Source organism: Streptomyces sp. NPDC014656 (genome assembly GCF_043084305.1).
Classification (GTDB): domain Bacteria; phylum Actinomycetota; class Actinomycetes; order Streptomycetales; family Streptomycetaceae; genus Streptomyces.
In genome coordinates, this window is sequence record NZ_JBIBZN010000001.1 from 395,859 (window position 1) to 408,288 (window position 12,430).

General features: G+C 68.4%; 11 protein-coding genes, 1 tRNA gene and 1 pseudogene. 11 read left to right on the plus strand and 2 right to left on the minus strand.

Annotation, left to right across the window (positions count from 1 at the left end; genetic code table 11):
* Window positions 1-2: 2 nt before the first annotated feature.
* Window positions 3-76: transfer RNA gene (locus ACF1ED_RS01895), tRNA-Pro, on the plus strand.
* A 99-nt stretch (window positions 77-175) separates the two neighbouring features.
* Here ACF1ED_RS01895 and ACF1ED_RS01900 read toward each other — a convergent pair.
* Window positions 176-496: a tyrosine-type recombinase/integrase gene (locus tag ACF1ED_RS01900; protein WP_391756416.1), complete on the minus strand. Its 321-nt coding sequence runs from the start codon at window positions 494-496 to the stop codon at window positions 176-178.
* Window positions 497-1,331: 835 nt separating this feature from the next.
* Here ACF1ED_RS01900 and ACF1ED_RS01905 point away from each other — a divergent pair.
* From ACF1ED_RS01905 to ACF1ED_RS01935, 7 genes and pseudogenes are all read left to right on the plus strand, one after another.
* Window positions 1,332-1,850 (plus strand): hypothetical protein, encoded by a 519-nt coding sequence (locus ACF1ED_RS01905; protein ID WP_391756417.1) that lies wholly within the window; start codon window positions 1,332-1,334, stop codon window positions 1,848-1,850.
* 260 nt (window positions 1,851-2,110) lie between these two features.
* The gene (locus tag ACF1ED_RS01910) at window positions 2,111-2,536 is read left to right on the plus strand and encodes a hypothetical protein (RefSeq protein WP_391756418.1); all 426 of its coding nucleotides are present in this window, start codon (window positions 2,111-2,113) and stop codon (window positions 2,534-2,536) included.
* A 64-nt stretch (window positions 2,537-2,600) separates the two neighbouring features.
* The gene (locus ACF1ED_RS01915) at window positions 2,601-4,844 is read left to right on the plus strand and encodes a DUF6571 family protein (protein WP_391756419.1); all 2,244 of its coding nucleotides are present in this window, start codon (window positions 2,601-2,603) and stop codon (window positions 4,842-4,844) included.
* 27 nt (window positions 4,845-4,871) lie between these two features.
* Window positions 4,872-5,834 (plus strand): hypothetical protein, encoded by a 963-nt coding sequence (locus ACF1ED_RS01920; RefSeq protein ID WP_391756420.1) that lies wholly within the window; start codon window positions 4,872-4,874, stop codon window positions 5,832-5,834.
* 21 nt (window positions 5,835-5,855) lie between these two features.
* A pseudogene (locus ACF1ED_RS01925) lies at window positions 5,856-5,972 on the plus strand (IS5/IS1182 family transposase); the annotation flags it as partial.
* Between the two features lie 147 nt (window positions 5,973-6,119).
* The gene (locus ACF1ED_RS01930; RefSeq protein ID WP_391756421.1) at window positions 6,120-6,614 is read left to right on the plus strand and encodes a hypothetical protein; all 495 of its coding nucleotides are present in this window, start codon (window positions 6,120-6,122) and stop codon (window positions 6,612-6,614) included.
* A gap of 58 nt (window positions 6,615-6,672) precedes the next feature.
* On the plus strand, window positions 6,673-7,194 hold the full coding sequence (locus ACF1ED_RS01935; RefSeq protein ID WP_391756422.1) for an SMI1/KNR4 family protein: 522 nt from the start codon (window positions 6,673-6,675) through the stop codon (window positions 7,192-7,194).
* 1 nt (window position 7,195) lies between these two features.
* Here the strand turns inward: ACF1ED_RS01935 and ACF1ED_RS01940 are convergent, their stop codons facing one another.
* A complete protein-coding gene (locus ACF1ED_RS01940) occupies window positions 7,196-7,978 on the minus strand; it encodes an IS5 family transposase (RefSeq protein WP_391756423.1) in 783 nt (260 codons plus the stop codon).
* Between the two features lie 1,167 nt (window positions 7,979-9,145).
* On the opposite strand from ACF1ED_RS01940, the gene ACF1ED_RS01945 reads away from it, so the two are divergent.
* From ACF1ED_RS01945 to ACF1ED_RS01955, 3 genes are read left to right on the plus strand one after another with little or no spacing between them, the layout of a single operon-like run.
* Window positions 9,146-9,466, plus strand: coding sequence for a hypothetical protein (locus tag ACF1ED_RS01945; RefSeq protein ID WP_391756424.1), 321 nt, complete (start codon window positions 9,146-9,148; stop codon window positions 9,464-9,466).
* A 7-nt stretch (window positions 9,467-9,473) separates the two neighbouring features.
* Window positions 9,474-11,630, plus strand: coding sequence for a hypothetical protein (locus tag ACF1ED_RS01950; protein ID WP_391756425.1), 2,157 nt, complete (start codon window positions 9,474-9,476; stop codon window positions 11,628-11,630).
* Window positions 11,627-12,400, plus strand: a complete 774-nt coding sequence (locus ACF1ED_RS01955; protein WP_391756426.1) for a hypothetical protein — start codon at window positions 11,627-11,629, stop codon at window positions 12,398-12,400. The genes ACF1ED_RS01950 and ACF1ED_RS01955 overlap by 4 nt, the downstream gene beginning before the upstream one ends.
* Window positions 12,401-12,430: the final 30 nt, after the last annotated feature.

The following is a 12,430-nucleotide window of genomic DNA, read 5'->3' on the forward strand; positions in this document are numbered from 1 at the left end:
ACCGGGACGTGGCGCAGCTTGGTAGCGCACTTGACTGGGGGTCAAGGGGTCGCAGGTTCAAATCCTGTCGTCCCGACTCGAATGAGTCGCAGGTCAGGGGCCGTTTCAGAGCGATCTGAAGCGGCCCCTTGATCATTTTTGGGGACCAGTTGGGGACCAGGGCGGTCGGTGCCGGTCAGACGGCGACGACTGCCGTGACAGGCAGCGAACGAGGTGCACGGAGCACCATGAGGTGCGCGGAGAGGGCTGCACCGGCTGCGGTGACCTGGCCGGCGTCGGGGTGCGGGTAGCGCTGGGTGGTGCGCAGTGAGCCGTGCCCGGCGATCTTGCGCAGGACGTGAAGGGGGACCCCGTCGTCCGCGAACCACGTCAGCCCGGTGTGGCGCAGGTCGTGTCGTCGAAGGTGCTCGAAGCCGAGCCGCGTCACGACGTCGTCGCCGCAGGCCACCAAGTGTCCGTCGGTCCACGGGCCTTCCCGGTACGGCAGTGCGGTCATGTCACCCCCGTCGCGGTGGTCCGGACGGACCGGCGATTATGCGGTGATATCGGGTGACGCAGTTCTTCGCTCTCAGGCGACCGTTGAACTGGTGAACGGCACGATGCCACGGCTCGGAGGAGGACGGCAGCCCCGACGAGCCGCCGCACGGTCGACTTCGACGACCCGTCGAAGCAGCTGCGATCATCCAGCTCGCCCACCTTCCGCTGCGGCAGGTCGACCGTGCCGCGCGCCGCCGGGCCGCAAGCACTTCCGGACACGACTGACGTGCCCGTTCTTCCGGCGGAGCGGATCGTGAAAGTGCGGGCCGCCCGCCAGGTGCTACGGCGTCTTTGTCATGAGCGGGATTCCCTGCCTCGGGAAGAGGGCGCGGGATCCCGGCCCTGGACGAAGGCACCAGAGAGGTCATGCTCCAACCGGTGGCAGGCATCACTCCCAGCCGAAATCCTCGTAGACCCAGCCATCGCCCTGCACAATGCGCCGACCCGGATCGAGCAGGCTCTCTCCGGGTGCCGCCGTCAGGCCGACACCTGGTACGCCCCGCTCTGCGCCGGGCCCGTGCCCGGCGTGCGGCGAGGGAAGCCGGGACGACGGGCGCAGAAGAACGTCTGGAGACCGCGTCCGGGTGATGCCGGAGTGCCGGCCGCGCGCGAGGGGCAGGCCCGCCCCGGCCGACCCGCAGGGAACCGGTGCCGAACGGAGCGAGGGACGGACCTGGTGACGGAGCGCCCGGCGATCGTGTGCCGCATGTGCCCTAGCATGAAGGCCGACATCATCGCCGCTGAGGGACGGCAGGTACTGCGGTGCCGGCGGTGCGGGAGGACCCGGCCGCCCTATGACACTTCATCCTCCCCGGCCCCCGGCTGCCACGACGCCTACCGCACCGCACCGCACCGCACCGCCCGAGCACGAGCAGGGTAAGGCCCTCACCGCCCCCGAGGCCGGCCTCGACGCCGCCACCGCGGTGGCTAAAGCGGCCGGACAGCGCCGCCCGGGCCCGATGGCCCACCGCCTGCTCCTGCTGCGCCGGGCCGCGCTCGCCGACCTCAGCGCCTACGCCACCGAACTCGACCACCTGGGCGGCGGCGCCACCGCTACCCGGGCCGAACACGCCCTGGACAAGGCCGGTACAGCCGCGGCGGCGCGGCGCACCTTCGACGTGGACACCGACGGCCTCCACGCCGCCGGCCCCCTCCCCGCAGAGCACCCGCTCCGGGACGATGAACCCGACACCGGCCGTTCCCACGTGCGCCAGGAGTACACGGAATGGACCCGCACCGAACGCGCCGCCTTCTCCCGGGCCTGGCCCTCTTCTGCCGGCAGGCCCCGCTCTCTTCGCGGGGCGGGCCGGTGACAGGAGAACAGAACCGTTCTGGATCCGGCCGGCCCCGCTCCACCGTGTTCACGGCGTACAGAACATGGAGCTTCCTGAGGCGTCCATCTCACCCCGGCAGCGCGTCGGTTTGACGAGCGAGACCTCGTCGGTTCTGGCGCGGAATCCCGGCGCCGGAGGAGCGTCGGTGCTACGCGGGCTCCTTCGCGTCGATCCGGTCTGATCGCGATGGGTATGGTGATCTTGACCGACGCGCGACAGTCCAGCGAGGGGACGGCAGCATGGCAGGGGCCGAACGGGGGCAGTCCGAGCCTGAGGCGGGTGGGCAGCAAATGCGGCTGAACCAGCTCGTATCGGCGGCCGGGGGCGGAGGTGCCGTGAACCTGGTGTCGACGCCGGCGCAGAAGAAGGCCGCGGCCGACGCGATCGAGCAGCACCTCGAGCCCGACACGAAGAAGGCCGGTGACACGGCTCAGGCGAGTACGAGCGCCGCGGTCAGCGAGTTCAGCGGCAAGGACGGGGAAGGGTGGGACACCTCCCCGGCGCTGAAGAAGGCCCACGCGGTGTGGGAGCGGCAGGTCAAGGGGCTGATGAGCCGCCTGGGGTCGGAGAAGAGTGCCCTGCGCGGCACCTCGCTGCTGCTGCGGAACACCGACGTGGGCGTCGGTCTGCAGACGCGCCAGTCCTCCGGACTTGACAGGCTCTGAGTCTGCCGAGAACCGAACTGTCCGTGAACGGCCTGGGGGAAGCATGCCGACGTACCACGAAGTGATGACCACCGACCTGTCCAAGCTCACCGCTGCCGCTTCGAAGTGGGACGACATGGCGGGTGAGTTCAAGAAGCTGGAAGAGCAGTACGAGCGGGACGTCCACGGCATATCCCTGGGTCCGTCCTGGCAGGGACAGAGCGCGGACGCCGCGAACGCCCGGTTCGCGGTGACCCTGAGCGAGTACAAGGCCGCGCAGAAGGAGGCGAAGGCGATCGCCGCGCTGCTGCGCGACGCGCACGCTCAGTTCGTCGACCTGCGCGGCAGGGTACGCAGCGTCCGGGACGATGCGGTCAAGGCGGGGATGGCGGTGTCCGAGCAGGGGCACGTTTCCTTCGACACCGCCCGGCTCAGTGACAGCGAGCGCAGCGCCTACCTCCACGACCCCAGCTATCAGGACTCGGTCCGTTCGTCGGTGGGCGAGTGGAACGCGGCGATCACCGCGGCCGTCAAGGCGGTGGCCGACGCCGACGACGGTGTCCGGATCGCCCTGGAGGCGGTCGTGGTCGACAGTAATCCGCTCGACGGCACCTTCGACGGCTTCAACGCGGGCGCGAAGAGTGATGTCGAGCTGTACGAGGCGGACCGGGCGGAGGACATCGCCACCCGGGTCAACGCGGGCGAGAAGGTCTCGGCCGCGGACCTGGCCGAGCTGCAGCGGTCCTTCCGCGACAACTCCTCCCGCCCCGAGTTCACCCAGACGTTCCTGAACGGGATGGGCGCGCAGGGCGCGCTGAACTTCACGAACCGGCTGAACGACCTCGCCTATCACGACGACAAGAAGCAGCGGCAGACCTACCTCGGTCTGGAGAAGGGACTGGCGAACTCCCTGGCCAACGCCATGCAGGACCCGAAGTCAGCGTTCTACAAGGACTTCCGGGAGCAGCTGAGGCAGGCCGGTACCGAGAAGTTCGACCTCAAGGAGGCCGGCGAGCGCCCGAACGTGATCAGCCGTGGTCACGGCCAGCAGGTCCGCGGCTATCAGAGCCTCGTCACGCTCATGCAGCAGGGCGACGGCTACTCCGCTTCCTTCCTGCACGACCTGGCAGACGACATACGTACGGCCGAGGACAAGAAGCGCGGCGGTGACCCCGGAGTCTGGGACCTGCAAGGTGATTTCAGCGGCAAGGACGGCGGCTGGTTCGCCAACGACCCGCTCGACGGAGTCCTCGGCCTCATGGCCAAGGATCCCGATGCCGCGACCTCCTACCTCGACCCCGGGCCGGACGGCAAGAACGACAACCTGCAGTACCTGCTGAAGGAACGCGACTGGAACCTCGTCGACACCCCGGAGTGGCGCGGCAACATCGAGACCCACTCCGACCGCGAGAGCGAGGAGCGCGACGTCCGCACAGGTCTGGGACTGATCCTGGAGTCGTCGACCACGGGCCACCCGCCTCTGGGACCTAACCAGGACCCCTGGCCCGTGACCCCGCACACCGAGGGACAGGCCCGCATCATGCACGACGTCATCAGCGGCCTCGGCCCCGACCAGAAGGTGCACGAGAACATGCGCGAGCCCCTCTCCCGCGCCCTCGCCTCGTACACCGAGGACACCCATCAGATCCTGGGCGGCATGGGCAGCAGCCAGTACGTCACCGCCGCCACCGGCGACGGCTTCTTCCGCGACGGCGACAAGGTCCACATGGCGGCGAGTCAGAAGGACCTGGCGCAATTCATGCGGGGCCTGTCCGACGACCCCGAGGCGTACGCGACGCTCCACAAGGCCGAGTCCCGCTACATCAGCCTCGAGATGGAGAAGATCCCCAACGGCGCCGACGGCTTCACCCAGAGCAACCCCCTCAGCAACGCCGGAGCCACCCTGGGCGCCTACAGCGCCATCCGGGAGGACGTCATCAACGACGAGCGCATGTCCGCCTACAGCGCGGCGGACTGGAAATCGAAGATGGCCTACCACGTCGTCGGCGGGGCCGTGACCCCTCTGTACTTCACCACTGCCGGCGGGGTCTCCATCGCCTTCGGCGACTCGATCCAGCGCGGCGTCGACACCTGGGCCTGGGTCATGGGCAACAACCTGAAGGCCGAAGCGGACACCACCGCCAACGCGGGCATCGCCGACCACTACCTCAACGCCAACAACCAGATGAACCTCATGGTCGACTCGTGGGCCGACGGCCGGCAGGACATCGACGCCGACGAAAGGGCCGGGCTTAAGAGCGAGATCCTCGACGGACATGACCGGGGGACCAACACGACACAGAAGTATCTGACCGACACCACCAACTGACCCGACCGCCCACGGAGGAAGTCGATCATGCCGAAGGAAACAGCCCGCCCCCGATCGGCCGCAGCACTGATCGTGCTCGGCGTGTGCCTGGCGCTGCTCGCTGGTCTTGGAGCATGGCTGCTGCTCGGCCGGGAGTCGGCTCCTCCGTGCAGCGACCTGACGGAGAACCCCCGTATCCAGAAGTCCGTCGGTGAAGCCGTCCAGTCAGGCATGAGCTGCGTGGCCCTCGGCGAGGCCATCGTGAAGGCATCGGCCGGCGACGAGCAGGGCAACCACACTCTCGCTCAGGCCCAGGCCCTCAAGGACGTCCTCACCACGCTGGAAGACCAGGGAAGCGGCAGCGTCACCATCGACCCGGCCCTGCGCCGCCCCCTGGCCGTAGCCCTGTCCGACTACGCCCCCGACCTGCACGCGATGCTCGGCGGCATCGCCGTCGAGGACTTCGTCACCAAAGCGGCCCCGAGCGAGCCGCCGTGGGAGTCCGATGGCACCTACCACCTGACTGTCCTGACCGACACCCTCCGCAACGTCCTGCGCGCCGTCATGGAGGACCCCGACGCCTACGCGACACTCCGTCTGGCAGAGACCCGGACCACCGGGCAGCGCCTCGCCGCCGTTCCCGCCGACGCGAAGGGGTACAGCCTCAGCGTGCCCCCCACCGAGAGCGCCCGCGCCCTCGGTGTTCTCGACGGCATCGCGGATTCGGTCACCCGCGACCTGGACGACAAGCAGGCAAGGAAATGGCGAGCGGCCGTCGTCCACCGGCTCGGTACCGACCGCGCCTCGACGAAGGACGGCCTCGCCGGCACCTGGCTGGACGGACTGAGCAGCACCCCGGAGGCCCAGCGGTACGAACTCCTCCGCACCCAAGGAGCCGACATGACCCGCCTGTGGACAGAGCAGCGGAACATGGACGAACCCACACGGGAGGGCCTCCTGACCCAGGTGGAGCGCAGCGCACTCACCGCCTACCGCGAAGTCAAAGCCTGAGGTGAATCCCGGCTCGTCCCGTTCCCCCAGTACCGTCTCCTGTTGTGGAAGCGTGGCATCAAGCCGTTGATCGCAGGCGTGGCGGCGCCCACAGTTCCGGACCGGGCAAGGTGCGCTGTGGTCGAGCGTGCCTTCGCCTGACTCGCCAGCTCAGGTGGCTCCGCACCCGTTAGGAGCCGTTGTCTTTCCGAGAGTGGCGGGCGTGTTTCCGCTGATCAGGCATAGGAGTGGTGCTCCAGCAGCAGAGACGAGGTGTGGTGTCGTCTCTCTGGTGGAGGTGTGGGGATGCCGTCGGTGCTGGGGCTGTTGGAGGAGCGCGAGCGTGCCGCTCGGCAGCGGATGGAGGCTCTTGAGGCCGAGTTGCGGGAGGCGGAGGCCGCTTGGGAGCGGGTGGTGATCGCCCGGGAGACGGTGGCCGAGGTCCTGGCAGAACCTTGCCGTCGGGAGGAGGTGCCGCCGGTCGTGGTGGCAGGCGAGCGGACGGCGGCAGCCGCCGCGGCGGTACCGGGTTCGGTCGTGCCGGTGTGCCGGGACGGCCTCGATGTCGGTGTGCTGGCGCCGGACTACCGCCGGCTCGTGGATGTCCTGGCCGGTGGGAGCAGGTCGGGCGGGGAAGCGATGGACTGCCGGCAGCTGGCAGTGGCTCTCGGGCTGGAGGCGGTTCCCGCGAAGGTCGAGGGGGTGCGGTCAAAGGCGAAGCGCCTGGTCGCGCGGGGGTGGCTGGCCGAGGCGCGTCCGGGGGCGTTCAGCGTGGTCGCCGGGCGAGTCGGCGGCTCGTAGGCTACCGGGGCGGGGGTCTCGGCCGGGCCCCCCGGAACCCAGGGGAAGGGGCTTGGTGGTGGCAACGCTTTCGGAGGTCAAAGCCCTGTTGGGCGAGCCCCGGTTCAACTGGTCGGATTCGGCGCCTTGGGTCGAAATGGAGCGGGAGTTCGGTATCGAGTTCCCTGCGGACTTCCGTGAGATCGTGAACGCCTACGGCTCGATCCAGATCAACGGGCAGTTGTACCTGGAGCATCCCGCAGGCCATCTTCTGCACAGTCTGGGAGAGACCATCAGGAGGGATCTCGAGATGTGGCGGGAGGAGGACATGGCGGAGTTCCTGCCCAGTTCGGCGGGGGCGGACCCCGGTGAGTTGATGCCGGTGGCGTCGGCCACGACGGGAGAATGGGTCTTCCTTCGTGTTCCAGATGGACCCTCGTCGCCCTGGCAGGTCCTGGTTCAGGAGCTTGACAGTCCGGCCTGGACTCTTCATGAGATGACGTTCAGTGAATGGTTGCTGGCTTATCTCAGGGGCGAGGATGTGACGGTGTGTTCTCGCAACTTCGCGCCTGACCGCCCGTTCTACGAACCCCTGTCCTGAATCAGCGTGGTCGCTTGGCGAGTCGGCGGCTCATGACCATGGTCATCGACCAGCGGATCACCGCCTCGGAACTGTCGGTGCGGCCCTCGTAGTCGCGGGCCAGGCGGCGTGAGCGCATCAGCCACGCGAACGTCCGCTCGACCAGCCACCTCTTGGGCAGTACAACGAAGCCCGTGGTGTCGTCGCTGCGTTTGACCACGCTCGGCACGAGGGCCAGGACGTCGCGGGCCAGGTCGACCAGGCGTCCGGTGTAGCCGCCGTCGGCCCACACGATCGTGATGCGCCAGTGCCGCTCGCGTAGGCGGGCCAGCAGCTGTCCGCCGGCTTCGCGGTCGGTGACCGACGCCGCGGTGACCATCACCGCCAGCAGTAGGCCAAGGGTGTCGACCACGATGTGCCGCTTGCGGCCGTTGACCTTCTTCCCTCCGTCGAAGCCTCGGCTCGCAGCCGGCACCGACGCGGCCGCCTTCACCGACTGCGCGTCGATGATGCCCGCGGTCGGCTCCGGATCCCGGCCTGCGGCCTCGCGAACCCGGTCCCGCAGCCGGTCGTGGAACTCGGCGCCCAGACCCGTGTCCCGCCAGCGCCGGAAGAAGGCGCAGACGCGGTCCCACGCGGGGAAGTCCGCGGGCATCGCCCTCCAGGGGATACCGCCGGCGACCAGGTAGCGCACCGCGTCGACCATCTGCCGGTGGCAATAGCTCTCCGGCTGACCGCCCCTGCCCTCCAACCACCCCGGCACGGGCATCGCGTCGCGCACGACCGCCCACTCCGCGTCGCTCATGTCGGACGGATACCTCGGCCGCCTGTGCGGATGGTCCCCGGCGTTCCCGAACCGATGAGCGAGGCAATCACACTCACCAGCAGCCAAGTTGGAGCCATCCGACGCAAGGGCGTACAAATGCGGCAACAGGGCCTCCTGGCGTGCTCACGGTCTCGACAACCCCGAGCTGCACCAGAGGCCCTGTCTTCATGCTCGACACACGGCAAGATCACCCAACCGAGCTGGTGCAAGTCGAACCCACGTCCACCAAGATCGATAGAGCAACGCTCACTTACAGTCTTCGCTAGTTCGCTGGTCTTCGTGGTGCCCACGGTGATTGATCGTTTGGCTTGGAGCGCCAGGGTGATGCCATCGGTGGTGTGTACCCTGCAGTCGTCGACAGGCTCACCGGTCTCACACGCGACCTGCTCGACGGTGCCAGTCCACAGGCCCTGCACCGGTGCTGCGGCCTCGCTGGCGAGGGTGGCGACGGCGAACCATGCAGCGACGCGGTCCTGGAAGTCAAAGCCGCCAGCTCCAGCGCTACCACCCGCGTCCGAGCGCGCTGACGAGTTCTCGTTCACAGGCCGTTCCTCGATCTGTTTCACCCGGAGCGTCGACTCTATCTCCGCCGTCAGAAGATCTACCCGGTGCCGGCGTCGAAGGCTGGCAGATCGATGGACCCAACCGTGTGCATCACCCTGGTCGAGGTTCGTCCAGGAGTGCAAAACGCTGACCATCGCCTACCGCAGGGCAACGAGAGCCCGAATTCGGCCATCCTGTCGATTGCCGCATACCAACCCCAGCTTCGCACAGCACACACCGAGCTGGCTGGATACGTGTCGAACTCCTGACCGGCGGCACTGTTCACAAGCAGGGCAGGCAGTTTGGCGCCCAATGAAGTGACTTATTCCGGGCAATGTGTGCGATGTGCTGCGATGCACGCGGCCCTATCCGTTTCCGTCATGCCTCCTCATCTCGCTGCTCTGTGTGCATGAGTGATCGCAGACTGTTCTCTGGCAGTGGAACGACGACGTATGACGAGGGGGAATGGTGGCTTCGGAACTGGACGTGATGGCAGTGGCTGTGCCAGCGGCGAGTGCCGTGGCGGCGGAGATGGCCAGGGGCGGTTGGTTGTCGTTGCGCGGAGCCCTGGCGCGGTTCTTCAGGCGGGACGGGGAGTCGTCTGTGGAGCGGCAGCTGGAGCTGCTGGATGCGGCGGAGCAGACCCTCGCCGAGGCGGCAGAGGAAAACCGCGACGATCTGCGCAGCCGGCTGGAGCAGCGGTTCGTCCTGCAGCTCGCTGCCTATCTGGACCGCTATCCCGACATGGGTGAGGAACTGGCGGTGCTCCTGCCCGCCCCGCAGGACGACGCACCGTCGGAGGGCGCCCCGATGTTGACCGCGCAGAACAACACCAACAGCCAGATCGTGCAGGCGTTGGGCAACCTGGACGCGGGCAGTGGGGGCATCAACTACGGGGTGCCGCCACGCAACCCGAGGGCGTGAACGGGCCGTGACCCCGTCCACTGTGCCGCCCGACAATCGTGTGTCCCACGGAGGGATTCACGCCGCCAACAACACCTACTCGACTCTGCTGCAAGCTGGGCGGGACATCAACCTGCACCAGCAGGAGCCTTTGCCCACCGAGCCCGTGCCACCGGCGGAGATCGACGCGGTCCGCCGTGCTTGGGTCGCCGAGAACGGCGAGGGCAAGGAGATCGCGACCGCCCCGGAAGTGCTGGCGATGCTCGGCCTGGACGAGCGCGTAGTCGTGATCGCCGGCCCGCCCGGGACGGGCAAGACCGCAGCGGGACTGCGCGCCCTGTCTGAGCTGCGACCCGTCCTGCCCGGCAACAGCGGGCCCAGGCTACGGCTGCGCCTTGAGCACGTATTGCCGGACTGGGAATCGGTTGAGAAAGACAAGTTCTTGCTCCCCGCCGAGCATGGCCGGGGGTACCTGCTTGACGTTTCGGGCGAGAGCATGCGCTGGGAGAAGCCGGACGTCACGGCCAGGAAGTTCCTCGGGCACGCCGAGATCCTGCGGAAAAGAGGTTCCTACCTTGTCGTGGTGGCGGGTGAGCGCGGCTGGCCCGAGAACGACCCGGTCCTGGGGCGCACCGTCGTTCGCGCCGTCCACGCACCCTCGGGGGACCGGATCGCGCGGCGCCACATTGAGCAGATCTATCCGTGGGTCGCACGCCGGGGATGGTTGCAGGAAAGTGTCGGGGACGTCGACAGGCGGGGCGAGGAGAGCGACGGTGAGGACCGTCGAGCCCCGCTCGATGATCTTCTTCGCGCCGACATGCATCCGGGCGACGCCGCGGCACTCGCCCGTGAACTCAGCCGCATCAGTGAATCGGGCGGTACGGTCAAGGACGCCCGCGACCTCGTACTGCGCTGGCGTGAACGAGTCAGCACCGTCTTTCGCGAGACACAGGACAGCGCGGATGATCGGGCGTTGCTGCTGGCGGCCATCATGCTTGAAGGACTCAGCCCCGCCGAAGTGCTGGCCGGGGCGCGTCTGCTGCTCAGGGACCAGAAGACGCGCGGCATCCGGGACATTCTCACGGGCCGTGACCTCGTCACCCGGTTGGAGGCGGTCCAGGCGAAGAGTGACGGGCAGCGCGTCTCCTTCAGCCACCTGCCCGGATACCCGGCCGCGGTACTGCGGCACTTCTGGCGCCAGCTCAGCGACATCCAGCCCAGCCTGATCCAGTGGGTCAAGCAGCTCACCGCCCCCAAGGGGCTCGGTGCCGGACGGATCCCGCAGATCGCAGATCTGCTCGCCCAACTCGCCGTCGACGAAAGCGATCTGCGTCCCCTGGACGTCGCCCAGTCATGGGCCACCGCGAGCGACGCCGGGCAGGACGGCGCCGCCCGTCTGCTCGCGCGCGTCGCCAGGGACCCCGCCCTTGGGCCGGAAGCCCGTACGAAACTGCGATCCTGGGCCGGCCAGGAATCCCGGGCCAACGCCACCGTGGCCGCGGTGGTGTGCCAGGGGCCCTTCTCCAAGGAATACCCCCGCCAGGCGCTCACCTGCCTGCGCTGGGTCCTGGGCCGTGGCGAACACGACAGCGCCGTATCCCTGGCGGAAGAGGTCCTGCGCGCCATGGGCTCGGACCTCCGGCTGCTGCCGCGCGTGTGGGACACGGTCAACAAATGGCTGACCGAATACAAGCAGCCGGACGATCGCAACCATCTCGCGGCACGCCGCGCAGTCCTGTCTCTGCTCCGTCCTTCCGCCGAGCACCCTGCCGCGATCCTGCTGCTGGCCAACGCCCTGGAGCACTCAGACACAGCCGACGAGCTGGTGCAGGGATGGTCCGCCGCCCTGTCCGTGCCGACGCTGGAAGCATGGTGCGAGGAGGTCCTCACCGCCTGGGCCGAAGCCGTGGCCGACGGCGTTCTCGACGCCGACGCAGTGGTCGAGGTACTCAACCGCGTCATCCGCGAGCACTGGATGACCGGTCCGCTGTCCACCTTCATCGCCGGACGGGCCGGCACGGGATACACCTCACAGTCGGTCGTCGACCTGCGCGAGCGCCTAATCCTGCGATGGAACGACCACCGCCCGACGCCGCCCGGCGGCCAGATCCAGACGCCGCTGGGCCCCGCGATTGCCTCCGAAGACGATTCCGCCCTTCGCATCGGGACGGAGGACGCGACATGAGGCACGGCTTCAAATGGGCCCGCCGTAAGCGACTCCATCGGGAGATCGACGCCTTCTCCGCAGTGTTGCGCAGCAGCCGACCCGGCATTTACTACACCGCCACCATCCAAGCGACCCTGGCACCGGAGCCCTCAGGCTCCTACGATCCGGACGAGATCGCCGACCGTGTCCGCACCGCCCTGCGTACCACGGCGGCAGCTGCAGTACGCGACCAGGACCCAATCGACCTCCCCGCCGCACAGGACGCCTGCGCACGGCAATTGCGCCAACCTCAGGAACTCGGCCTTCCGGACGGTGCCACCGTCACCGCCTCCGTCCAGCTCGAACTCGCGGACGAGGACCGTGCCGCGGTGAAGGAACTGCTCACTGCCATACGCGCTCAGGCAGCCACAGACACCCTCACGAGGCAGCGCGCGGAAGCCCTCGCCCAGGAACTCGCCCACCCGGCAGCCCTCCTGGCTCGATGGCTCCAGCAGCCCGATGCCCAGATCACCCAGCCGCCCGCTGACGCGGAGCTGGAAGCGCTCGCACGACGGCTGCGCGGCTACCCGAAGGATCACGACGAACCCATGGAGCGGCAACTCCTGACCATCCTGCGAGATTTCCTCGCCGAGTTCCCCAAGGAGGAACAGAAGCGACTGCTGGTGATACTCCTGGCCAACGGGATGCGCGCCGCCCGGAAGCCCGGTCATGCCGACCAGGTCGAAGCCCTGCTGACACCGCCGCCGGCGACCAGCGAGACCAGGCCCACTGCCACGGACGCATCGTGAGCGCCCGGCACACGACGTTGTGGCGTCTCC